Origin of the sequence: Escherichia coli DSM 30083 = JCM 1649 = ATCC 11775, from assembly GCF_003697165.2 — a bacterium.
GTDB lineage: Bacteria > Pseudomonadota > Gammaproteobacteria > Enterobacterales > Enterobacteriaceae > Escherichia > Escherichia coli.
In genome coordinates this window covers 4,034,602-4,057,820 of record NZ_CP033092.2, presented here as the reverse complement: position 1 = coordinate 4,057,820, position 23,219 = coordinate 4,034,602, and the positions used below count along the sequence as shown (strand labels likewise).

At 51.3% G+C, this 23,219-nt stretch carries 24 protein-coding genes and 3 tRNA genes; 13 read left to right on the top strand and 14 right to left on the bottom strand.

Annotation, left to right across the window (positions count from 1 at the left end):
- Positions 1–5: 5 nt before the first annotated feature.
- Positions 6–920: a GntR family transcriptional regulator gene (gene lgoR, locus EAS44_RS20890; protein ID WP_000091570.1), complete on the bottom strand. Its 915-nt coding sequence runs from the start codon at positions 918–920 to the stop codon at positions 6–8.
- 138 nt (positions 921–1,058) lie between these two features.
- On the opposite strand from lgoR, the gene lgoD reads away from it, so the two are divergent.
- The gene (gene lgoD / locus EAS44_RS20885; protein ID WP_000106030.1) at positions 1,059–2,081 is read left to right on the top strand and encodes an L-galactonate oxidoreductase; all 1,023 of its coding nucleotides are present in this window, start codon (positions 1,059–1,061) and stop codon (positions 2,079–2,081) included.
- 137 nt (positions 2,082–2,218) lie between these two features.
- On the opposite strand, the gene opgB is transcribed toward lgoD, so the two are convergent.
- The 6 genes from opgB to yjjP all read right to left on the bottom strand — a co-directional run bounded on the left by opgB (position 2,219) and on the right by yjjP (position 7,927).
- Positions 2,219–4,510 (bottom strand): phosphatidylglycerol--membrane-oligosaccharide glycerophosphotransferase, encoded by a 2,292-nt coding sequence (opgB, locus tag EAS44_RS20880; RefSeq protein ID WP_001292679.1) that lies wholly within the window; start codon positions 4,508–4,510, stop codon positions 2,219–2,221.
- A 253-nt stretch (positions 4,511–4,763) separates the two neighbouring features.
- Positions 4,764–5,258 (bottom strand): DUF2501 domain-containing protein YjjA, encoded by a 495-nt coding sequence (gene yjjA, locus EAS44_RS20875; protein ID WP_001308243.1) that lies wholly within the window; start codon positions 5,256–5,258, stop codon positions 4,764–4,766.
- 48 nt (positions 5,259–5,306) lie between these two features.
- A complete protein-coding gene (gene dnaC, locus EAS44_RS20870; RefSeq protein ID WP_000799911.1) occupies positions 5,307–6,044 on the bottom strand; it encodes a DNA replication protein DnaC in 738 nt (245 codons plus the stop codon).
- Between the two features lie 2 nt (positions 6,045–6,046).
- Entirely contained in the window at positions 6,047–6,586 is a 540-nt protein-coding gene (gene dnaT / locus EAS44_RS20865) for a primosomal protein DnaT (protein WP_000098818.1), read from the bottom strand.
- A 106-nt stretch (positions 6,587–6,692) separates the two neighbouring features.
- Positions 6,693–7,166 (bottom strand): threonine/serine exporter, encoded by a 474-nt coding sequence (gene yjjB / locus EAS44_RS20860; protein WP_000538191.1) that lies wholly within the window; start codon positions 7,164–7,166, stop codon positions 6,693–6,695.
- The gene (gene yjjP / locus EAS44_RS20855; RefSeq protein ID WP_001338213.1) at positions 7,157–7,927 is read right to left on the bottom strand and encodes a threonine/serine ThrE exporter family protein; all 771 of its coding nucleotides are present in this window, start codon (positions 7,925–7,927) and stop codon (positions 7,157–7,159) included. The genes yjjB and yjjP overlap by 10 nt, the downstream gene beginning before the upstream one ends.
- A gap of 618 nt (positions 7,928–8,545) precedes the next feature.
- Between yjjP and yjjQ the strand changes: the two genes are divergently transcribed.
- On the top strand, positions 8,546–9,271 hold the full coding sequence (yjjQ, locus tag EAS44_RS20850) for a helix-turn-helix domain-containing protein (RefSeq protein ID WP_000936635.1): 726 nt from the start codon (positions 8,546–8,548) through the stop codon (positions 9,269–9,271).
- Entirely contained in the window at positions 9,229–9,906 is a 678-nt protein-coding gene (bglJ, locus tag EAS44_RS20845; protein WP_001301727.1) for a DNA-binding transcriptional activator BglJ, read from the top strand. The genes yjjQ and bglJ overlap by 43 nt, the downstream gene beginning before the upstream one ends.
- A 37-nt stretch (positions 9,907–9,943) precedes the next feature.
- On the opposite strand, the gene fhuF is transcribed toward bglJ, so the two are convergent.
- Complete coding sequence (gene fhuF, locus EAS44_RS20840; RefSeq protein ID WP_000331618.1) at positions 9,944–10,732, bottom strand: siderophore-iron reductase FhuF; 789 nt, start codon at positions 10,730–10,732, stop codon at positions 9,944–9,946.
- 140 nt (positions 10,733–10,872) lie between these two features.
- Between fhuF and yjjZ the strand changes: the two genes are divergently transcribed.
- A complete protein-coding gene (gene yjjZ, locus EAS44_RS20835; protein ID WP_001393508.1) occupies positions 10,873–11,109 on the top strand; it encodes a DUF1435 domain-containing protein in 237 nt (78 codons plus the stop codon).
- A gap of 38 nt (positions 11,110–11,147) precedes the next feature.
- Here the strand turns inward: yjjZ and EAS44_RS20830 are convergent.
- From EAS44_RS20830 to rsmC, 4 genes are all read right to left on the bottom strand, one after another.
- A tRNA-Leu gene (locus tag EAS44_RS20830) sits at positions 11,148–11,234 on the bottom strand.
- Positions 11,235–11,268: 34 nt separating this feature from the next.
- Positions 11,269–11,355: transfer RNA gene (locus tag EAS44_RS20825), tRNA-Leu, on the bottom strand.
- A 28-nt stretch (positions 11,356–11,383) separates the two neighbouring features.
- Positions 11,384–11,470: transfer RNA gene (locus EAS44_RS20820), tRNA-Leu, on the bottom strand.
- A 267-nt stretch (positions 11,471–11,737) separates the two neighbouring features.
- The gene (gene rsmC / locus EAS44_RS20815) at positions 11,738–12,769 is read right to left on the bottom strand and encodes a 16S rRNA (guanine(1207)-N(2))-methyltransferase RsmC (protein WP_001272330.1); all 1,032 of its coding nucleotides are present in this window, start codon (positions 12,767–12,769) and stop codon (positions 11,738–11,740) included.
- 102 nt (positions 12,770–12,871) lie between these two features.
- Between rsmC and holD the strand changes: the two genes are divergently transcribed.
- The 8 genes from holD (at position 12,872) to yjjV (ending at position 19,329) form a co-directional block, all read left to right on the top strand.
- Positions 12,872–13,285: a DNA polymerase III subunit psi gene (gene holD / locus EAS44_RS20810; RefSeq protein WP_000204012.1), complete on the top strand. Its 414-nt coding sequence runs from the start codon at positions 12,872–12,874 to the stop codon at positions 13,283–13,285.
- Positions 13,254–13,700: a ribosomal protein S18-alanine N-acetyltransferase gene (rimI, locus tag EAS44_RS20805; RefSeq protein ID WP_001092461.1), complete on the top strand. Its 447-nt coding sequence runs from the start codon at positions 13,254–13,256 to the stop codon at positions 13,698–13,700. The genes holD and rimI overlap by 32 nt, the downstream gene beginning before the upstream one ends.
- A gap of 14 nt (positions 13,701–13,714) precedes the next feature.
- Positions 13,715–14,392: a pyrimidine 5'-nucleotidase gene (gene yjjG / locus EAS44_RS20800; RefSeq protein WP_000870710.1), complete on the top strand. Its 678-nt coding sequence runs from the start codon at positions 13,715–13,717 to the stop codon at positions 14,390–14,392.
- Between the two features lie 90 nt (positions 14,393–14,482).
- The gene (gene prfC / locus EAS44_RS20795; RefSeq protein ID WP_000175940.1) at positions 14,483–16,072 is read left to right on the top strand and encodes a peptide chain release factor 3; all 1,590 of its coding nucleotides are present in this window, start codon (positions 14,483–14,485) and stop codon (positions 16,070–16,072) included.
- Positions 16,073–16,464: 392 nt separating this feature from the next.
- Positions 16,465–17,070, top strand: a complete 606-nt coding sequence (osmY, locus tag EAS44_RS20790; protein ID WP_001295748.1) for a molecular chaperone OsmY — start codon at positions 16,465–16,467, stop codon at positions 17,068–17,070.
- A 126-nt stretch (positions 17,071–17,196) separates the two neighbouring features.
- Positions 17,197–17,358 carry a DUF1328 domain-containing protein gene (gene ytjA / locus EAS44_RS20785; RefSeq protein ID WP_000490275.1) on the top strand — a complete coding sequence of 54 codons (162 nt, stop codon included), beginning with the start codon at positions 17,197–17,199 and terminating at the stop codon, positions 17,356–17,358.
- A 121-nt stretch (positions 17,359–17,479) separates the two neighbouring features.
- Positions 17,480–18,553, top strand: a complete 1,074-nt coding sequence (yjjU, locus tag EAS44_RS20780; protein ID WP_001299799.1) for a patatin family protein — start codon at positions 17,480–17,482, stop codon at positions 18,551–18,553.
- Positions 18,550–19,329, top strand: a complete 780-nt coding sequence (yjjV, locus tag EAS44_RS20775; RefSeq protein ID WP_000563040.1) for a metal-dependent hydrolase — start codon at positions 18,550–18,552, stop codon at positions 19,327–19,329. Before yjjU ends, yjjV begins: the two co-directional genes overlap by 4 nt.
- 419 nt (positions 19,330–19,748) lie before the next feature.
- On the opposite strand, the gene yjjW is transcribed toward yjjV, so the two are convergent.
- Together yjjW and yjjI are read right to left on the bottom strand one after the other, a co-directional pair.
- Positions 19,749–20,612 carry a YjjW family glycine radical enzyme activase gene (yjjW, locus tag EAS44_RS20770; RefSeq protein WP_001088415.1) on the bottom strand — a complete coding sequence of 288 codons (864 nt, stop codon included), beginning with the start codon at positions 20,610–20,612 and terminating at the stop codon, positions 19,749–19,751.
- Positions 20,584–22,134, bottom strand: a complete 1,551-nt coding sequence (yjjI, locus tag EAS44_RS20765) for a YjjI family glycine radical enzyme (protein WP_001143253.1) — start codon at positions 22,132–22,134, stop codon at positions 20,584–20,586. The genes yjjW and yjjI overlap by 29 nt, the downstream gene beginning before the upstream one ends.
- Before the next feature lie 257 nt (positions 22,135–22,391).
- On the opposite strand from yjjI, the gene deoC reads away from it, so the two are divergent.
- Positions 22,392–23,171, top strand: coding sequence for a deoxyribose-phosphate aldolase (gene deoC, locus EAS44_RS20760; RefSeq protein WP_001298497.1), 780 nt, complete (start codon positions 22,392–22,394; stop codon positions 23,169–23,171).
- Positions 23,172–23,219: the final 48 nt, after the last annotated feature.

Here is a 23,219-nt window from a genome sequence, read left to right as displayed (position 1 = left end):
CGTACTTAATGAGCATAACGCGTGTTCTCATTAATGGATCGAATCATTGATTGTTTAGCTGAATTCAAATGGTTACGGAGCGCAAGGGTGGCATCAAGGTCACTGCGGCAAATCAGAGCGCTGAGAATGGTCATATGCTCATCGACGGCAATGATATTGCGCTGTTTAAGATCGCTTTCGTCCCATTGATAGTGAAAATGAAAGATGACTGAGATGATCTCAAGCGATTGATCAAAAAAGATATTGTCGGCAGCTGAAAGCAGTAAGGAGTGAAAATCTCTGTCAAGTTGCGAGAACATGCGAAAGCTATTGCCGATGTTGTCACGCAGTAGCCGATGACGTTCGAGCATGGTTTTCGCCTGCAGCCAGCGGGGATCATGATCAGGCAGGTTGAGAAAGTGCTGAAGTGAATGTGTTTCGAGCATTTCGCGTAGCTCAAACAGCTGCTCGGCGTAGGATTGATCGAATTGCTTCATGCTCCACTGGCCGCGCTTTTCGCTGTGAATAAGATTATAACGGCCGAATTTTAAAAGATATTCTCTTACTACAACCGGGCTGACACCCGCGGCCCGAGCCAGTTGCAGTTCAGAAAACGTTTCCCCTGGGCGTAACTGGCGCTGGTTTATCATCGTGAAAAAAGCCTGCTCAAACACTTTGTTTTGTTCACTCATTGAAGCGGTAGTACAGGCGAAACCGTCATCATGGTCAGGTTTACGCGCAATAACATAGTCGTTTCCAACCTGCGTCAAGACGCCGCATTCGCGTAAGTGGCTGAGAATATGACGCACTGTGGTGCGGCTGATGTTGTACATTTCCGCCAGCGCACTTTGCGATGGAAGTGGGGAAGGGATATGACCCCGCGCCATATCATCAATGACCTGGTTAATCACATTGTGGCGTAAATTTTGTGAACGACTCATATTTTCCTCCTTGTGAGTCCATTAAAACCCGATTTAAAACATTTTTATGCGTGTGTTTTCACAAAAAAGATTTTCCGTTCCGCTGCCATTTTTCATTTTCATTGATATCTAAGGCAACAAAAAGTGGAGAGCCGAATCATGTCTACGATGAATGTTTTAATTTGCCAGCAGCCGAAAGAATTAGTCTGGAAACAACGCGAGATACCTATTCCGGGTGACAATGAAGCATTAATAAAAATTAAGTCTGTCGGGATTTGCGGTACCGATATTCATGCCTGGGGTGGAAATCAACCATTTTTTAGTTATCCACGTGTTTTAGGCCATGAAATATGTGGGGAGATTGTTGGGCTGGGTAAAAATATTGCTGATCTTAAAAATGGTCAGCAAGTTGCTGTGATCCCTTATGTTGCCTGTCAGCAATGCCCGGCGTGTAAAAGCGGGCGTACCAATTGCTGTGAAAAAATTTCAGTCATTGGCGTGCATCAGGATGGCGGTTTTAGTGAGTATTTGAGCGTGCCGGTGGCGAACATTTTGCCCGCAGACGGTATTGACCCGCAGGCGGCAGCATTGATTGAACCTTTCGCTATTAGCGCTCATGCGGTGCGTCGCGCAGCCATTGCTCCCGGCGAGCAGGTGCTGGTGGTCGGGGCGGGGCCAATCGGTCTGGGCGCGGCGGCAATCGCTAAAGCCGATGGCGCACAGGTGGTGGTGGCGGATACCAGTCCGGCGCGCCGTGAACATGTGGCAACGCGTCTGGAATTACCTTTACTGGACCCGTCAGCCGAAGATTTTGACGCGCAGCTACGGGCGCAGTTTGGTGGTTCGCTGGCGCAGAAAGTGATCGACGCGACAGGTAATCAACATGCGATGAATAACACCGTGAATTTGATTCGTCACGGCGGCACGGTGGTATTTGTCGGCCTGTTTAAAGGTGAGTTGCAGTTCTCCGATCCGGAATTCCATAAAAAAGAAACGACGATGATGGGCAGCCGCAACGCCACGCCGGAAGATTTTGCTAAAGTCGGTCGACTGATGGCGGAAGGAAAAATCACTGCTGACATGATGTTAACCCATCGCTATCCGTTCGCCACGCTGGCAGAAACCTACGAGCGCGATGTGATTAACAATCGTGAGTTAATTAAAGGCGTAATTACTTTCTGATAAGGCGAGATTATTAAAGTTGCCATGCAGCGTCCGGGGAAGTGTTGGGCGCTGTTTTTTTTGTTTCTTAATAATGTGTTGTAAGCCGTAGAAGGCGTGTAGGTCGCACCCTATGCGACCTACACATCAGTCAGGAATTACCCTTCACGTTCTACCACTTTAATTTCCACCATGCCGATCCCGAGCTTACGCGGCGAGTGTCCGAGGATATTCCCTTCGTTGGTTGAGACAGGTTCCGGCGGCACAATTACCAGTGTGTCGGCATCGGTTGGGTTATCGAAATGCAGTGTGGTGGTGGTCACTTCATTGCCCAGCACAAGAGTTTGTTCTTCATTGCCTACGCGTACCGGAATAGGACGGCTGGCGTTATTGCCGTATGCTTTGGCGGTAATCACCAGGTCAAATTTCTTCGGCAGCGGATGCTTGTACTCGATTTTTACTTCATCGCCCAGCTGCGCGTTGGACCAGCGGCCCCACGACTCCGGACGGGAAATCCCGCTAAACTGTTTCACCTCTTCTGGCGCACCGGCGACGTTAAAGATGAAACTGTCGGCTTTGTAGCGAATATCGTTATCAACAATCTTCAGCGTATCGACATTGCCTTTGTAACGCGCCATGTCGATGACCGTATCTTTAAATGCCGTTTTGCCCTGCCATGTTGTTTTGTCAACATGCTGAACAATTTGCTGACCGCCAAGCTGCCCTTGCGAGACACACCAGTCGGTGGAAAGTGCCAGTTCCGGAGCCCAGAGTTGTGCCATCTTGTAGCAACGGTCAACCCAGACGAAATTGTCGCGTGGAGCGAAATCGGCCAGCTGGAAACGCAGCGGTGCTGAGTATTCGCTTTCCGGCAGCGGTTCCACGCGTTTGTCTGAAACCCGCAACAGCAGCGGCAAACGGAAATGGCTACCCGAGAAGGCAATCATGTTTTTCTGCTGGTCGATGGTGAACTCTTTCATCTCTTTAGGGAATTTCCACAGGCGGATGATATCTGGCTTCCACGCCAATGTTTTCTCTTTGATATTGAGGAAGATTTCCGACATCGACTGCCCGGATAAACTGCTACGACCAAGTCCGAGATAGTTATCGCCACCGAGAATGTCCAGCACCGTCGCGCCGTTATCCATCGTGTTACGCTTCACTGCCAGCGTCTCTTGCTGCGGCTTGTCGCCACGAATGACAAAAAACAGGTTATTGCGATCCTGCTTATTGAGGTATTTCCACGCCGTGTTGTTCATCGCTAAATGGTCAGAAGAGACGACGATGACGGTATCTTTAAACCACGGTGACGCTTTGATTTTGTTGATAAACGTCGCGATGTTCTCCTGGCTGCAACTTACCGCGCTGAATGACTGATTCGGTTTACCGTCAAAATCATATTTTTTGCGGTTACAGGTACGAGAGATAAAACCATCCGGGTGATGGGTATCGACTGTCAGGGTAAACAGTGAGAATCGCTGACCTGAGCGGGAAAGCTCTTCAAACTTTTTCCACGCTTCATCGAGAACGGTATCGTCGTAGAATCCCCAGTCGTTGCGATAGTGCGGGTCGGCTACCACGCTTTTCAGCTCTTCTGAGCCGTATAAGTGGTCGAAGCCATGCGACTTCAGGAACACATCTTTACCGGCAAAACGCAGATTCGCGCCCTGCACGAAATAGTTCTGATAACCCGAGTTTTTCAGGATATCTCCCAGACAGATGTTCTGCGGGAAGAAGCTGGAGACAGAGGCGGAGGCGTTGCCTTCAAAGGGGGCAAACAGCGGTATGCCGCACTGAGAAGCCACCATGCCCGCAATCGTGTAATCTGTTCCCGGCAGCTGCTGCGTGTGGCTGAAATCCAGGCCTTCATTTTTCAACGCGCCCAGTTCAGGCGTGAGATCCGGGAAAGCCTCGTTATCAAAATAGGTCCGCTCGAGACTTTCGCCGTAGATATAAACCAGGTTGAGTTTCGGGTCAGGGATAGTTTTCGACGGCTCTTTATAATAAGCCGCAAAGTCCGGGTCGCCGTCGCGTGACTGGGATTTCACCAGTTCCGTTATCTGACGAAATGCCGGGCTGGCGTCCACCGAACCCAGCGCCAGTAAGAGCGCCAGCAGGCTGTAACCAAAATGGTGCGGATGATGGCGACGACGGCGCAGGATCCAGCCCAGCGCACCGAACACCGCTGTCAGCCCCAGCACAATGCCGATACCCGGCAAAATGTATTTGCTGACGCCAGCACCGGTCAGGCTGTTGGTTAAGGTATAGAGAACCGCGTCGTTAATACCATCGCCAGTAAAATAGTCGCTGGCAAACAGGGTGATATTTAAAACGACAAATAGCCCCAGCACCGTTAACGTGGCTGCAAACCACCAGGTGTTACGTCCCGCTTTCCATGCGTAAATCAGCACAGAGGCGAGAAAAAGGGCGAAAGAGAGTAGTTCTGACAACGGGCGATCCTCACTAAACCGGGCCGTTTAGCCAACGTTTAAGCTTTTTGAGAAGCACAATGTAATGGCGTCGCCATATTGCTGCAATTCTAGTGTCAAAAAAATGCGATGTTGTTAGGAATTAGTTTATAAACAGACTTTTTTGATTACGGTCACTTCCCGTGTAACAGGGGTAAAACCGTCCAGGAGCAGGGAAAAGGGCAGGAGAGAGCCGCGTCAGCCGGGTAACAGCTAAAACGCGGCGTTTCGCGGTTCAGGAAATGAAGTTCAGCCCCTGTTTTAACACCAGATCGCAGGCTTTGGTTTTCACCTTTTCTGCCAGCGGAGTTGTTCCGATGTTATCCAGATTGAGTTGCTGACCATCTTTGGTTTTCAGCAAACCCTGAATGCCGTCCAGATAGTTGGTGTCTTCTTTTTGCTCTTCACTGTTCAGGCCCAGCTTTTCCAGCACCTGGTTCTTGATGTTTTCGGCATCGGTTACCGACGCCAGCTTTTGCTTCGCGCAGTATTGCAGAATGCCTGCGGCATTGTTCATGTTATCTGCGCTTAAGGCCTGGTTTCCGCTGCTAAGCAAGTTAGTTAATGACGCGAGCGACCAACCGCCTTCCTGTGTCGTGCTGTTTTGGTTGCCAAGTTCGCTGGCGGCGCTGGAGAGCGCATCTTTCCAGGACGCAGCATGCACCCCGGTGGAAATTAATGCGCTGGCGGCAATGGCACAGCACAGAAGATGTTTAACAGTTTTCATCATCATTACTCAAGGTGGAATTGTGTCGCAGTATACCGCCAGAAACGGGGATTAATACTCTTTACCTGTTACCCGGCTACGGTAGCTATCCCAGTTGAAGATCACCCACAAACTGTTACCCAGGCGCATACGGTCCATCACGCGTTCGCCCAGCAACTTGGTCATCTCTTCCATATTACTGTTGGTCAGCATCCCGGTTGGGCGTTTGGAAGAAGAGCGGCGATCGACGATCTGGTTGATGATCACTTTTTCGTATTTCGATTCGGTCTGCACGCCGATCTCATCGATCACCAGCAGATCAACGTTGCTCAGATCGTTAAGCAGTTGTTCTTCGCTGGTACCGCTATTCCTGAAGGTATCTTTCATCGCCGACATAATATCGGCCACGGTGATGATCAATACGGATTTACCGCGTAGCAGCAGCTCGTTGCAGATTGCCGCCGCCAGATGGTTTTTGCCGGTTCCTGGCTTACCAGAAAAGATGAAGCTGGCGATGTTGCCGTCAAACTCTTCGACATACTGGCGCGCTTTGCTTAACGCATTCATCTGCCCTTCACACTCAACGCGATAGTTCTCAAAGGAACAGTTCTGATGCAGTGGACGAATACCGGAGCGGTTAAAGGTGCGCTGCATTTTCATCGCCCGATTTTCACGTTCGAGAGCGGCGGAGCGGATCGCTCCTTGTTCTTTTTGCCAGGCCAGTAGTTCTTCACCCGTTTTGAATGCGGGTTTGATATGGGCAGGCATCATTTTTTGCAGGCGTTGCATCAGGTCGCCAACGTTTTTCATCGTTACCCTCTGAATCCTGGTGGAATTTGGCTGTCAGGTTCGCTGACCGTATTCACATCTCGTTTCGGCAGTCCGCCGTTGCTGGCACGACCGATTTGCAGGCTGCGCGCCAGTTTTTGTTGCCACTGCACATGGTGAAAGACTTTACCTTCCGCCTGCCAGTAGGCAATGAATGAGGCCAGTTCTTCGGTGGTCACCGGCTCTCTTAGCGCCACGCCCCATAGCGCCGCCAGGCGGATAAAATCGGCATCGGGTTGCCAGTCCGGATACATGGCGAATTTCCCCATGGGTACAGCAACGGGAGCGGCTTGCGGTTCCTGATAGAGTTGATCGTCCAGAGCGACATCGCTTCCCGGACGCGCCAGCTTTTCTTCCAGCGCCAGCAGTTCAGCCAGGCGTGCAGGCGTGACGGCATAAAACGCCGGGGCATTGTTAGCAAATACGGCAACCACACCGCCTTCAGCTTTTGCCAGAACGGTTTGGTGATCGTGTACCAGGGCGTCAATACCAACGACGTCCGGGGTCAAAACTCTGGAAGACATACTGTTTCTCAAATATGGAACGATGAACGAGAAGGGAGATAACTTTTATAGTAACACACGGAGGAGAGGAGGCTGTCTCTCATCCGTGTGCTTAAGCGAGGCAATTTTATACGCGAGGGCGCTTGCGGTACAACCATAATCCAGGAATGGAAAGACCGATGGATAACGCACCAACAATCGATGAAGCTGTAAGAAAGTTGGTTAACAGGGTAATCATCAACGGTTCGCTGTAACCTAACTGGCTGATTTTTACCGCCGAAATCATTGCGGTATAAGCCGATATGCCCGGGAACATAGGGATAACGGCCGCCACGGTAAACACTTTCGGATGCGCCAGATACCAGCGCGACCATTGAATACCAATGGTACCGACCAGCATAGAAGCCATAAAGGTTGACCACTCAATATTCAACCCGCTGGTCATCAAGATCATTCGGGAACCATGACCTATCGAGCCAAGCAGCGCACACCAGCGTAACGCCCGCACGGGAACGTTGAACACCATCGCAAAGCCGACCGCAGGAATGGCGGCGAGGATCATATCCTGCGCCAACGCTAACAGAAATTCGATCACACCCATCCGCGTAGCCCCCAAATCGTCAGTGCCATCACTACGCCGACGCAGGTAGCCAGTGTCAGCAGACTGGCGATCGCCCAGCGTGCCAGTCCGGTATTGATGTGGCCTTTAAACATATCGGCGACGGCATTAATCAACGGAAAGCCCGGCACTAGCAGCAGAACGCTGGCGGCCATCGCAATGGTGGGGGTATTGCTGAAAGTGGGGAGTTGCAAAAGCAATCCGGAAATGGTGGTGGCGGCGAAAGCGGTAAGGCAAAAGTTGATCTGTGGATGAAGATGACGTTGTGCCAGCAGCTGGCGGATATACATCGCGGTCGTACTGGCAAAGAAGGTGATGACGGCACCATCCCAGCCACCGTTATTGAGTTTACAGAAACAGGCGCAAGAAAGGCCAACCATTAAGGCTACCAGCCATCTTGGGTAACGTAATGGCTGAATTTGGCTAAATCGTTTCTCTACGCCTTTGTAATCCAGCAGATGATGCTCCGCAAGAATCACAATGTGCTGGACTTCAGTCACCACATGCATATTAATGCCGCGATCGTGATTTTTACGTGTCGATGTCAGGCATTGCCCATCTTTAATAGTTGTCAGCACTATGGCGTTCGAAGAGATAGAACTTTCGACGCTGTCCATTCCCAGTGCCCGACCCAGTCGTGAGGAAAGCTCATCAACCAACGCGCTTTCCGCACCATGTTGCAAAAGAAATAATCCACACTGGATACAAAGCCGTGTTACGGCTCGCTGTTGCTCAGTTTGCATAACTCGCCCTTTGTCATAGACGTGCTGCGTATTGTTCAGATAATGAGAATCCATTTGTATCATGAAGCACGGTTGTTTTGCGGTAGGTTAAGATCAAAATTGCGCTGATTAATCCTGGTTATCGGGAGAAGCTCGGTGATAAAAAGCGAATTATCTCTCGCCGCAAACAAACTATCACATGAATATTATCATCATAATGAATTTATTGTTTGGCCTTTACGAATCAGGATAATAGATAACCGGGCACGTTTTTTAATGTTAACAAGCTAAAACCATCAGATTTCATTGAATAAATATTGGTTGTGTGATTTTGCATTCTGCGGGAAGGGATATCATTTAATTATAAATTAAATGAATGTGATTTCTGTTTTTCATTAAGTATTCCTAACAACTTAATGTAGATATTTTAAATGTCTCCAGGCTATTTCACCAGGTTATCATTTGATGCTAACCTTCTGACACATGCAGTGGAGTTGTTGTGCAGCAGGAGTATGCTGATATGAAAGTGAATGCTAAGGATAATTTATTCGCTTAATCTATTAATTTGCTGGAAACATTTAAGGAATGAATATCCTGAATAAACCATCATAATTTTTAGACAGTGGATGTGGAGGAAATATGTTGCCAGGATGCTGCAAAAATGGAATTGTTATCAGTAAAATACCTGTTATGCAAGCAGGGTTAAAAGAGGTCATGAGGACTCACTTCCCTGAATATGAAATAATATCCAGCGCCTCTGCGGAGGACCTTACCTTATTACAATTACGTCGTTCCGGATTAGTCATTGCTGATTTAGCCGGTGAAAGTGAAGATCCACGTTCTGTTTGTGAACATTATTATTCTTTAATCTCACAATATCGGGAAATTCACTGGGTTTTCATGGTGTCACGCTCCTGGTATTCCCAGGCAGTAGAACTGCTCATGTGCCCTACGGCGACGTTATTGTCTGATGTTGAACCCATTGAGAATCTGGTCAAGACCGTACGTTCCGGCAATACGCACGCAGAGCGTATCAGCGCCATGCTGACCTCCCCGGCAATGACTGAAACTCATGATTTTAGCTATCGCTCCGTCATTCTCACTCTTTCAGAGCGCAAGGTACTGCGGCTATTAGGTAAAGGATGGGGCATCAACCAGATAGCTTCATTGCTTAAGAAAAGTAATAAAACTATCAGCGCCCAAAAAAACAGTGCGATGCGTCGACTGGCAATTCACAGCAACGCTGAAATGTATGCATGGATAAATAGCGCGCAGGGTGCAAGAGAACTTAACTTGCCTTCTGTTTATGGAGATGCCGCAGAATGGAACACAGCCGAATTAAGAAGAGAAATGTCGCACTCATAGAAAAATGCGTCATGAGTAGTATCGGTATTGAGAGTTTATTCAGAAAGTTTGCGGGTAACCCTTATAAGCTCCATACCTATACCAGTCAGGAGTCATTTCAGGATGCCATGTCGCGGATCTCGTTTGCGGCGGTCATTTTTTCTTTTTCTGCCATGAGAAGTGAGCGCAGAGAGGGATTATCTTGCCTGACTGAACTGGCGATTAAGTTTCCGCGTACCCGGCGTTTAGTTATTGCGGATGATGATATTGAAGCTCGGCTGATTGGTTCATTGTCGCCATCACCGCTGGACGGTGTATTAAGTAAAGCGTCAACGCTGGAGATTTTTCATCAGGAACTCTTTTTGTCATTAAATGGTGTACGTCAGGCGACCGACCGACTGAACAATCAGTGGTACATTAACCAAAGCCGGACGTTAAGCCCGACGGAGAGAGAAATATTGCGCTTTATGTCGCGTGGCTACTCAATGACACAAATTGCCGAGCAGCTTAAACGCAATATCAAAACGATCCGTGCACATAAATTTAATGTGATGTCGAAACTGGGCGTCAGTTCTGACGCAGGGTTGTTGGAGGCCGCAGATATTCTGTTATGTATGCGGCATTGCGAAACAAGTAATGTGTTGCATCCCTATTAATCCGCATGATGCCGGGTTTACTTCCCCGGCAGTGCTTTCATTTCAGCGTACAATCGCCACATTGCTGCACATCCGGTAAGCGATAACGCTGGCAGCAAGTGCGGCGCACCAGCAGGCCGTCGCGCAGTACCACGGTACGCCAGAGTGGATTATCTTCACCGTTCGTGAGCGTTTTCTCAAAAAAGAGGGCATGGCGCAGCGATTCAACAGTAGCCTCGCCGAGCAGTTGCTTCATCTCAGTGAGATACCAGTTGATCAAATAACCGGTATTACTCCAGATAAGTTTGCCGTTGATCTCTCCGGTCGCTTCTAGTGCTTGCACAACCGGAACCAGCGCCTGGCTGATTAACGTTTCCATTCGATGCTGCGGCGAATGTGGTGTTGCGTTTTTATCTTCACACACATCGACCCAGAAACAGGCGACGCGTCCGGTTTCGTGAAACTCAGCATGGAAATGTTCCGGCGACACATCTAATGCCTTTTCCTGCGTCAGTAGCGCCAGCATTAATGGTGGCACCATCAGGCCGATATACCATTGTGCCCATAGTGAGATCAGCGGTTTGTTCTCGCGGATCATCATCGGTTGGTTGCGATAGATATGATCGGAATAGACCGCCAGCAGAGAACTTAGCACATTCGGTGATGACCATTGCGCCAGCGTCATGGCGTTAAGTGGGGCAGGTTCATCCAGGCGGATAAACTCCAGCAAATGTTCACGATGTTTTGCGATCGTCGCCCGCACGGCTTGCGCAAGCGTGGGATCCTGCGGCTGGAGATGCGTTCGCCAGATGACATCTTCATAGAGCGGTGCGGAACGATAGGCCATAATCGGGATAGTAATCTAAATGATAATGATTGCTAATCCTAGCGATAGGTTTACCCGATAGCAAGGGATTTATCTGGCTTGCAAATGATAAAAATTATCATATGATATTGGTTATCATTATCAATGAAAGAGATGAAATCATGTTGCAACGTACGCTGGGCAGTGGCTGGGGAGTGTTGCTGCCGGGATTGCTGATTGCAGGGCTGATGTATGCGGATTTATCGTCAGATCAGTGGCGGATTGTCATTCTGATGGGATTAGTATTGACGCCGATGATGCTGTATCACAAACAGTTGCGGCATTACATTTTGCTACCATCGTGCCTGGCACTTATTGCTGGCATCATGCTGATGATAATGAATTTGAATCAGGGATGAAAAATCAAGGAAGAAACAAGAAAGGAAGTAAAGATAATTGGTGCGAGGGGGGGGGCTTGAACCCCCACGTCCGTAAGGACACTAACACCTGAAGCTAGCGCGTCTACCAATTCCGCCACCTTCGCACAGTCATCTTACTTTTTTTGATATCGCCTCGTTTGGTGCGAGGGGGGGGACTTGAACCCCCACGTCCGTAAGAACACTAACACCTGAAGCTAGCGCGTCTACCAATTCCGCCACCTTCGCCCAGTGCGAGCAATATCAACGTGGTTTTTGGTGCGAGGGGGGGGACTTGAACCCCCACGTCCGTAAGGACACTAACACCTGAAGCTAGCGCGTCTACCAATTCCGCCACCTTCGCATACCATCAATTCTTAAAAAGAATTGCTACCACGGAGGCGCATTCTAGTGGTTTTCAGCTTTTCGTCAATAGTTAATTATCGACAGAGGTGTAATTGCTGGAAAAATGTCCATCAGGAAACTAGCGTGCAGGTTTGGTATGCATGCGGGGGCAGATGCCAGATGCGACGCTGGCGCGTCTTATCTGGCCTACGAAGGGCTAACGTGCAGGTTTTGTAGGTCGGATAAGGCGTTCACGCCGCATCCGACACGGTATTCGGCGAGATAATTAACCTTTCTTCGCCTGGCGGGTCATAATGGCGCGATACACCTTGAAGCGCCCTGTTTGCGCGATCACTTCGTGGAAGCCAAATGTCTCATCCAGCACGTCCGGATAAGGCAGGAAGGCGTTCGCTACAATTCGCAGCTCGCCGCCGCTATTAAGATGACGCACCGCACCGCGAATCAGCGTTTGCGCCGCATCCAGGCTGGTTTGCATCCCATCGTGGAACGGCGGGTTGGAGATGATCATATCAAAACGACCTTTCACCTCGGAAAAGACGTTGCTGGCAAAGACTTCACCTTCAACACCGTTGGCCGCAAGTGTTGCGCGGCTGGCTTCTACCGCCGGGGCAGAGACATCGCACAAGGTGAGACGAATTTTCGGCGAATGGCGCGCAAAGGCAACTGAAAGCACGCCCGCGCCACAGCCGACATCCAGCACTTTACCTTTCGTGTGCGGAGTTAACGTCGAGAGCAGCAACTGGCTACCGACATCCAGACCGTCGCGGCTAAACACGCCAGGCAGCGTTTTGACCGTCAGGCCATCGACGCTGTATTCGCCCCAGAATTTCTCCGCATCAAATACCGGCTGTTTTTCCAGACGACCAAAATAGAGGCCACAGCGACGAGCGCTGTCGACTTTATTCAACGGCGCATAATCTGCCAGCATCTGCTCGGCGCTGCGCACGCCGCTGCGGTTCTCGCCAACGACAAAAATATCTGTCCCCACTGGCAGCAGAGAAAGTAAATTCATCAACTGGAACTGGGCTTCCGGTTTGTTCTTCGGCCAGTAGTAAATCAGCGTATCGCAATCTGCGACGTCATCCGCCGTGGCGACCAGACTGAAACGGGCGTTATCCCCCATCTGGCGGCTTAATACCTGCCAGTGGTGGAATTGCTGGGTATGAGCACGGCTGGCCGCGGTATCTAAACGCGCGGGCAGGTCATCCTGTAAGTCTCCGGCAAACAGAATACGGCTTTGTTCGAAATCATCACTGTGACGCAGCAAGACTTCACTTGCCGGGGTAAATGCAGACATGGAATGCTCCTCAATTGATACTGGCGGCGATTATAGCCATATGTTGGCGCGGTATCGACGAATTTGCTATATTTGCGCCCCTGACAACAGGAGCGATTCGCTATGACATCCCGACGAGACTGGCAGTTACAGCAACTGGGCATTACCCAGTGGTCGCTGCGTCGCCCTGGCGCGTTGCAGGGGGAGATTGCCATTGCGATCCCGGCACACGTCCGTCTGGTGATGGTGGCAAACGATCTTCCCGCCCTGACTGATCCTTTAGTGAGCGATGTTCTGCGCGCATTAACCGTCAGCCCCGACCAGGTGCTGCAACTGACGCCAGAAAAAATCGCGATGCTGCCGCAAGGCAGTCACTGCAACAGTTGGCGGTTGGGTACTGACGAACCGCTATCACTGGAAGGCGCTCAGGTGGCATCACCGGCGCTCACCGATTTACGGGCAAACCCAACGGCACGCGCCGCGTTATGGCAACAAATTTGCACATATGAACACGATTTCTTCCCTCGAAACGACTGATTTACCGGCGGCTTACCACATTGAACAACGCGCCCACGCCTTTCCGTGGAGTGAAAAAACGTTTGCCAGCAACCAGGGCGAGCGTTATCTCAACTTTCAGTTAACGCAAAACGGCAAAATGGCGGCGTTTGCGATTACGCAAGTGGTGCTGGATGAAGCTACATTGTTCAATATTGCGGTCGATCCTGACTATCAGCGTCAGGGATTGGGAAGGGCGCTGCTGGAACATCTGATCGACGAACTGGAAAAACGCGGCGTGGCGACACTATGGCTGGAAGTCCGTGCTTCAAACGCTGCCGCCATTGCCCTGTACGAAAGTTTAGGCTTTAACGAGGCGACGATTCGCCGCAATTACTACCCCACCACGGACGGTCGCGAAGACGCCATCATCATGGCGTTGCCAATCAGTATGTAATACAAGGTGGAATAATGAAGTGGGACTGGATTTTCTTTGATGCCGATGAAACGCTGTTTACCTTTGACTCATTCACCGGCCTGCAGCGGATGTTTCTTGATTACAGCGTCACCTTTACCGCTGAAGATTTTCAGGACTATCAGGCCGTTAACAAGCCACTGTGGGTGGATTATCAAAACGGCGCGATCACTTCATTACAGCTTCAGCACGGGCGGTTTGAGAGCTGGGCCGAACGGCTGAACGTCGAGCCAGGTAAACTCAACGAAGCCTTTATTAATGCGATGGCGGAAATCTGCACGCCGCTGCCGGGCGCGGTTTCTCTGCTTAACGCCATTCGTGGCAACGCCAAAATCGGCATCATCACCAACGGCTTTAGTGCCTTGCAACAGGTGCGTCTGGAACGCACGGGCCTGCGTGATTACTTCGATTTGCTGGTGATTTCCGAAGAAGTTGGCGTTGCCAAACCGAATAAGAAAATTTTCGATTATGCGCTGGAACAGGCGGGCAATCCTGACCGTTCACGCGTGCTGATGGTTGGCGACACTGCCGAGTCCGATATTCTCGGTGGCATCAACGCCGGGCTTGCGACCTGCTGGCTGAATGCACACCATCGCGAGCAACCAGAAGGCATCGCGCCCACCTGGACCGTTTCTTCGTTGCACGAACTGGAGCAGCTCCTGTGTAAACACTGATTGCCTCCCCCCCGTTGATGGGTAAAATAGCCGCAATTTTTCGTTTTCAACAAGCGCGGCGCGATGCCGCTTACTCAAGAAGAAAGAATTATGACGTTGTCTCCTTATTTGCAAGAGGTGGCGAAGCGCCGCACTTTTGCCATTATTTCTCACCCGGACGCCGGTAAGACTACCATCACCGAGAAGGTGCTGCTGTTCGGACAGGCCATTCAGACCGCCGGTACAGTAAAAGGCCGTGGTTCCAACCAGCACGCTAAGTCGGACTGGATGGAGATGGAAAAGCAGCGTGGGATCTCCATTACTACGTCTGTGATGCAGTTTCCGTATCACGATTGCCTGGTTAACCTGCTCGACACCCCGGGGCACGAAGACTTCTCGGAAGATACCTATCGTACCCTGACGGCGGTGGACTGCTGCCTGATGGTTATCGACGCCGCAAAAGGTGTTGAAGATCGTACCCGTAAGCTGATGGAAGTTACCCGTCTGCGCGACACGCCGATCCTCACCTTTATGAACAAACTTGACCGTGATATCCGCGACCCGATGGAGCTGCTCGATGAAGTTGAGAACGAGCTGAAAATCGGCTGTGCGCCGATCACCTGGCCGATTGGCTGCGGCAAGCTGTTTAAAGGCGTTTACCACCTTTATAAAGACGAAACCTATCTCTATCAGAGCGGTAAAGGCCACACCATTCAGGAAGTCCGCATTGTTAAAGGGCTGAATAACCCGGATCTCGATGCTGCGGTTGGTGAAGATCTGGCACAGCAGCTGCGTGACGAACTGGAACTGGTGAAAGGCGCGTCTAACGAGTTCGACAAAGAGCTGTTCCTTGCGGGCGAAATCACTCCGGTATTCTTCGGTACTGCGCTGGGTAACTTCGGCGTCGATCATATGTTGGATGGCCTGGTGGAGTGGGCACCTGCGCCGATGCCGCGTCAGACTGATACCCGTACCGTAGAAGCGAGCGAAGATAAATTTACCGGCTTCGTATTTAAAATTCAGGCCAACATGGACCCGAAACACCGCGACCGCGTGGCGTTTATGCGTGTGGTGTCCGGTAAATATGAAAAAGGCATGAAACTGCGCCAGGTGCGCACTGCGAAAGATGTGGTGATCTCCGACGCGCTGACCTTTATGGCGGGTGACCGTTCGCACGTTGAAGAAGCGTATCCGGGCGATATCCTCGGCCTGCACAACCACGGCACCATTCAGATCGGCGACACCTTTACCCAGGGTGAGATGATGAAGTTCACCGGTATTCCGAACTTCGCACCAGAACTGTTCCGTCGTATCCGCCTGAAAGATCCGCTGAAGCAAAAACAGCTGCTCAAAGGGCTGGTACAGCTTTCCGAAGAGGGCGCGGTGCAGGTGTTCCGTCCAATCTCCAACAACGATCTGATCGTTGGTGCAGTTGGTGTGCTGCAGTTTGATGTGGTGGTAGCGCGCCTGAAGAGCGAATACAACGTTGAAGCAGTGTATGAGTCAGTCAACGTTGCCACTGCCCGCTGGGTAGAATGTGCAGACGCGAAGAAATTCGAAGAGTTCAAGCGTAAGAACGAAAGCCAACTGGCGCTTGATGGCGGCGATAACCTCGCTTACATCGCTACCAGCATGGTCAACCTGCGCCTGGCACAGGAACGTTATCCGGACGTTCAGTTCCACCAGACCCGCGAGCATTAATTCTTGCCTCCAGGGCGCGGTAGCCGCTGCGCCCTGTCAATTTCCCTTCCTTATTAGCCGCTTACGGAATGTTCTTAAAACATTCACTTTTGCTTATGTTTTCGCTGATATCCCGAGCGGTTTCAAAATTGTGATCTATATTTAACAAAGTGATGACATTTCTGACGGCGTTAAATACCGTTCAATGCGTAGATATCAGTATCTAAAGCCGTCGATTGTCATTCTACCGATATTAATAACTGATTCAGAGGCTGTAATGGTCGTTATTCATCACTCATCGCTTTTGTGATGGCGACCATTGACTTCTGTAGAGGGTGAAGTCTCTCCCTATTCAGCAATGCAACCTCGTGTTGCCAGGCTCAAATTACGAGCAAACATACAGGAATAAATCGATGACTATGACAAGACTGAAGATTTCGAAAACTCTGCTGGCTGTAATGTTGACCTCTGCCGTCGCGACCGGCTCTGCCTACGCGGAAAACAACGCGCAGACTACCAATGAAAGCGCAGGGCAAAAAGTCGATAGCTCTATGAATAAAGTCGGTAATTTCATGGATGACAGCGCCATCACCGCGAAAGTGAAGGCGGCCCTGGTGGATCATGACAACATCAAGAGCACCGATATCTCTGTAAAAACCGATCAAAAAGTCGTGACCCTGAGCGGTTTCGTTGAAAGCCAGGCCCAGGCCGAAGAGGCAGTGAAAGTGGCGAAAGGCGTTGAAGGGGTGACCTCTGTCAGCGACAAACTGCACGTTCGCGACGCTAAAGAAGGCTCGGTGAAGGGCTACGCGGGTGACACCGCCACCACCAGTGAAATCAAAGCCAAACTGCTGGCGGACGATATCGTCCCTTCCCGTCATGTGAAAGTTGAAACCACCGACGGCGTGGTTCAGCTCTCCGGTACCGTCGATTCTCAGGCACAAAGTGACCGTGCTGAAAGTATCGCCAAAGCGGTAGATGGTGTGAAAAGCGTTAAAAATGATCTGAAAACTAAGTAATTCGTCGTAATTCGTCCTTCCGAACTTTGTCGGGAGGCGCGATGTGCACCACACTAAAAATATCGCATTGAGTGATTTTCACGCTCATATCAAGCGGTGACATTAACTATGGTAAAGGAGACGCTTATGTTTCGTTGGGGCATCATATTTCTGGTTATCGCGTTAATCGCCGCCGCACTTGGGTTTGGTGGTCTGGCCGGTACCGCTGCAGGCGCAGCTAAAATTGTCTTTGTCGTCGGGATTATTCTGTTCCTGGTGAGTTTGTTCATGGGCCGAAAACGACCCTAGATTTCAGACCATTAAGAAAATTTTATCCAAAGCCAGTCCAGCGGACTGGCTTTTGCGGTTTTAGCGAATAATAAATTGCGTTACTTTGTCATTCTTTCACAACAAAAACAGGAAGGCAGAGGTGGGGCAGCGAATACCTGTAACGCTTGGTAATATTGCGCCGTTGTCGCTAAGGCCGTTCCAGCCTGGACGAATAGCTCTGGTGTGCGAAGGCGGCGGACAGCGTGGAATTTTCACGGCTGGCGTGCTGGATGAGTTTATGCGCGCGCAGTTTAATCCTTTCGATCTTTATCTCGGCACATCTGCCGGGGCGCAGAACCTCTCGGCGTTTATCTGCAATCAGCCCGGTTACGCGCGCAAAGTCATCATGCGCTATACCACAAAACGCGAATTTTTCGATCCATTGCGCTTTGTCCGTGGAGGAAATCTTATCGATCTCGACTGGCTGGTGGAGGCCACTGCAAGCCAGATGCCGTTGCAAATGGATACCGCCGCGCGGTTGTTTGACAGCGGCAAATCGTTTTATATGTGCGCCTGTCGTCAGGATGACTACGCGCCGAATTACTTTTTACCAACCAAACAAAACTGGCTGGATGTGATTCGCGCCTCCAGTGCGATACCTGGCTTTTATCGTAGCGGAGTGTCGCTGGAAGGCATTAACTACCTGGATGGCGGGATCAGTGATGCGATTCCGGTTAAAGAGGCGGCAAGGCAGGGCGCTAAAACGTTGGTCGTCATTCGCACTGTGCCGTCACAAATGTACTACACGCCGCAGTGGTTCAAACGCATGGAACGCTGGCTGGGTGACAGTAGCCTGCAGCCGCTGGTCAATCTGGTGCAGCATCATGAAACCAGCTATCGTGACATTCAGCAATTTATTGAGAAACCACCGGGCAAGCTGCGGATATTCGAAATTTATCCGCCGAAGCCATTACATAGTATCGCGCTTGGCAGTCGGATTCCGGCGCTGCGTGAAGACTATAAACTTGGGCGTTTATGCGGTCGTTATTTCCTCGCCACGGTTGGCAAGCTATTAACTGAAAAAGCGCCGCTTACCCGCCATCTGGTGCCAGTGGTGACGCCGGAATCGATTGTCATTCCGCCTGCGCCAGTCGCCAACGATACGCTGGTTGCCGAAGTGAGCGACGCTCCGCAGGCGAACGACCCGACATTTAACAATGAGGATCTGGCTTGATTTGCCGTTTTATCGACACCCACTGCCATTTTGATTTCCCGCCGTTTAGTGGCGATGAAGAGGCCAGCCTGCAACGCGCGGCACAAGCGGGCGTAGGCAAGATCATTGTTCCGGCAACAGAGGCGGAAAATTTTGCCCGTGTGTTGGCATTAGCGGAAAATTATCAACCGCTGTATGCCGCATTGGGCTTGCATCCTGGTATGTTGGAAAAACATAGCGATGTGTCTCTTGAGCAGCTACAGCAGGCGCTGGAAAGGCGTCCGGCGAAGGTGGTGGCGGTGGGGGAGATCGGTCTGGATCTCTTTGGCGACGATCCGCAATTTGAGAGGCAGCAGTGGTTACTCGACGAACAACTGAAACTGGCGAAACGCTACGATCTGCCGGTGATCCTGCATTCACGGCGCACGCACGACAAACTGGCGATGCATCTTAAACGCCACGATTTACCGCGCACTGGCGTGGTTCACGGTTTTTCCGGCAGCCTGCAACAGGCCGAACGGTTTGTACAGCTGGGCTACAAAATTGGCGTAGGCGGTACTATCACCTATCCACGCGCCAGTAAAACCCGCGATGTCATCGCAAAATTACCGCTGGCATCGTTATTGCTGGAAACCGACGCGCCGGATATGCCGCTCAACGGTTTTCAGGGGCAGCCTAACCGCCCGGAGCAGGCTGCCCGTGTGTTTGCCGTGCTTTGCGAGTTGCGCCGGGAACCGGCGGATGAGATTGCGCAAGCGTTGCTTAATAACACGTATACGTTGTTTAACGTGCCGTAGGCCGGATAAGGCGTTCACGCCGCATCCGGCAGTTGGCGCACAATGCCTGATGCGACGCTTAACGCGTCTTATCATGCCTACAGGTTTGTGCCGAACCGTAGGCCGGATAAGGCGTTCACGCCGCATCCGGCAGTTGGCGCACAATGCCTGATGCGACGCTTGTCGCGTCTTATCATGCCTACAAGTCTGTGCCGAACCGTAGGCCGGATAAGGCGTTCACGCCGCATCCGGCAGTCGGCGCATAATGCCTGATGCGACGCTTGTCGCGTCTTATCATGCCTACAGGTTTGTGCCGAACCGTAGGCCGGATAAGGCGTTCGCGCCGCATCCGGCAGTTGGCGCACAATGCCTGATGCGACGCTTGACGCGTCTTATCAGGCCTACAAGTCTGTGCCGAACCGTAGGCCGTATCCGGCATGTCACAAATAGAGCGCCGGAAATATCAACCGGCTCACCCCGCGCACCTTTAACGCATCAGCCAACGGCTCAACGTCTTCCGGCGTGGCGCTCGCCCAGCTTTGCGCCTCGCCATACACGCCGTGGGCATGAAACGCGTTCAGGCGTACCGGAACATCGCCGAGTCCCTTGATAAACGCCGCCAGTTCTTCGATGTGTTGCAAATAATCCACCTGGCCAGGGATCACCAGCAAACGCAGTTCCGCCAGCTTGCCGCGCTCTGCCAGCAAATAGATGCTGCGCTTAATCTGCTGATTATCGCGTCCGGTGAGTTGTTGATGACATTCGCTCCCCCACGCTTTGAGATCGAGCATTGCGCCGTCGCACACCGGGAGCAATTTTTCCCAGCCGGTTTCGCTCAACATGCCGTTACTGTCCACCAGACAGGTGAGATGGCGCAGTTGCGGATCGTTTTTGATAGCAGTAAACAGCGCCACCACAAACGGCAGCTGGGTCGTGGCTTCACCGCCACTCACCGTTATCCCTTCGATAAACAGCACTGCTTTGCGGACATGGCTAAGCACTTCGTCCACGCTCATGGATTGCGCCATGGGCGTGGCATGTTGCGGACACCTCTTCAGGCAGGTATCACACTGCTCGCAAACCACAGCGTTCCACACCACTTTGCCGTCAACAATCTGCAACGCCTGATGCGGACACTGTGGCACGCACTCCCCACAGTCATTGCAACGTCCCATCGTCCACGGATTGTGACAGTTTTTGCAGCGCAGATTGCAGCCCTGCAAAAACAGAGCCAGACGACTGCCTGGCCCGTCAACGCAGGAGAAGGGGATAATCTTACTGACTAAAGCGCATCTGCTGTTCATGGCTTATCACGCGCGGCTGGCGTTCCAGAATACGAGTGTTGCGTGCGGCTTCTTCGCCCAGCCAGGTGGTGTTGGTGCGTGAACCTTCGGCGCGATATTTTTCTAAATCCGACAAACGCACCATATAACCGGTAACGCGAACCAGATCGTTACCGCTGACATTGGCGGTAAATTCACGCATTCCGGCTTTAAAGGCACCGAGGCAAAGCTGTACCAGTGCCTGCGGGTTACGTTTGATGGTTTCGTCGAGCGTCAGAATGTCGCTGATGCCGGAATAATAATAAGCATGATGCGGGGCGACAGTTTGCAGATGGGTGATCGGATCTGGCTCATCGCCATACGGCAAACGCGCGCCCGGCGTGGTGCCGATATCGGAACTGATCCCCGACTGTGCGTGTAACATGGCGCGTTTTTGCCAGCCATATTTCACGGGGGTATTGGCGACAAACTCCGCCAGTTGCGCGCTGATGCGATAACCTACTTCATTTGCGGCGGCTTCTTTACCGTAGCGCGCGGCAATCCCTTCTTTTTCACACAGCAAGTTAACCGCTTCCGCCAGCCCATACATGCCAAACATTGGCACAAAACGTTCAGGGTTAATCAGCCCTTCTTTCACCAGGAAGCTATTCTCAAAGAAGTGTGATTGTTGATAGAGGAATTCACACCGCGCATCGATGATGGCGATCTGCTGCTGGCAGTAGTGCGGTAGAGTGCGCGTAAAGAAGTCATCCAGCGATTCGCTGCGCTCGGCAATGGCTTTCAGGTTAAGGCGTACCAGCGTGCTGCCACCACCCGCCAGCGGCAGTGAGTTGTAACAGCTCACAATCCCGTAGCCCCCTTTTGTGAAAATTTTATCATGCACCGGACCGTTGGCGATGTGCGGTTTGCTACATTCACAGATGTTCTTCGCCACTTCCAGCAGCAGGTCATCAGGGGTGATTTCAGGATCGTAGATAAAGGTCAGGTTCGGTGAAACCTGCTTCAACTCTGCATCTGCACGTAAGATCGCGCGGGTAATGGGCGAATCAGACGGGCCGATATTGGCGTGCATAAAGGCGTCTGGCAGGGTTCTGTCGAGGTAACGCCAGAAACGTTTTATTCGAACATCGATCTCGTCTTGTGTTAGAATTCTAACATACGGTTGCAACAACGCATCCAGTTGCCCCAGGTAGACCGGCATCGATGTGACCGACGGTACGTGGTGGTAAAGAATGGTCAGCAGAGAGAGTGCGTCATCAAGATCTTTCGCGCCTTCCAGCTCCAGCCATTCGGAACCGTTCGCCAGAAAACGGGCGTAATCGGGTAAGACATAGCGCGGTTTGTACGGCGCATGACCTTCAAACATATCGCAGATTACACCTTCATCCAGCGCGCGGCGGGCTTCGGCAGGAAGCTGTGGGTAAGGCAGATTGTTTTCTGCTTCCAGTGCCAGAAAATGGCGCTTCTGCTCCGGGCTAAGCACTGGGCTGGTGACAATTTGCTGGCAACGTTGTTGCAGTGCATTTTCATGAGAAGTGGGCATCTTCTTTTCCTTTTATGCCGAAGGTGATGCGCCATTGTAAGAAGTTTCGTGATGTTCACTTTGATCCTGATGCGTTTGCCACCACTGACGCATTCATTTGAAAGTGAATTATTTGAACCAGATCGCATTACAGTGATGCAAACTTGTAAGTAGATTTCCTTAATTGTGATGTGTATCGAAGTGTGTTGCGGAGTAGATGTTAGAATACTAACAAACTCGCAAGGTGAATTTTATTGGCGACAAGCCAGGAGAATGAAATGACTGATCTGAAAGCAAGCAGCCTGCGTGCACTGAAATTGATGGACCTGACCACCCTGAATGACGACGACACCGACGAGAAAGTGATCGCCCTGTGTCATCAGGCCAAAACTCCGGTCGGCAATACCGCCGCTATCTGTATCTATCCTCGCTTTATCCCGATTGCTCGCAAAACTCTGAAAGAGCAGGGCACCCCGGAAATCCGTATCGCTACGGTAACCAACTTCCCACACGGTAACGACGACATCGACATCGCGCTGGCAGAAACCCGTGCGGCAATCGCCTACGGTGCTGATGAAGTTGACGTTGTGTTCCCGTACCGCGCGCTGATGGCGGGTAACGAGCAGGTTGGTTTTGACCTGGTGAAAGCCTGTAAAGAGGCTTGCGCGGCAGCGAATGTACTGCTGAAAGTGATCATCGAAACCGGCGAACTGAAAGACGAAGCGCTGATCCGTAAAGCGTCTGAAATCTCCATCAAAGCGGGTGCGGACTTCATCAAAACCTCTACCGGTAAAGTGGCTGTGAACGCGACGCCGGAAAGCGCGCGCATCATGATGGAAGTGATCCGTGATATGGGCGTAGAAAAAACCGTTGGTTTCAAACCGGCGGGCGGCGTGCGTACTGCGGAAGATGCGCAGAAATATCTCGCCATTGCAGATGAACTGTTCGGTGCTGACTGGGCAGATGCGCGTCACTACCGCTTTGGCGCTTCCAGCCTGCTGGCAAGCCTGCTGAAAGCGCTGGGTCACGGCGACGGTAAGAGCGCCAGCAGCTACTAAGTAAGATGCTTTACGCCTGATGCGCTGCGCTTATCAGGCCTACGAGAC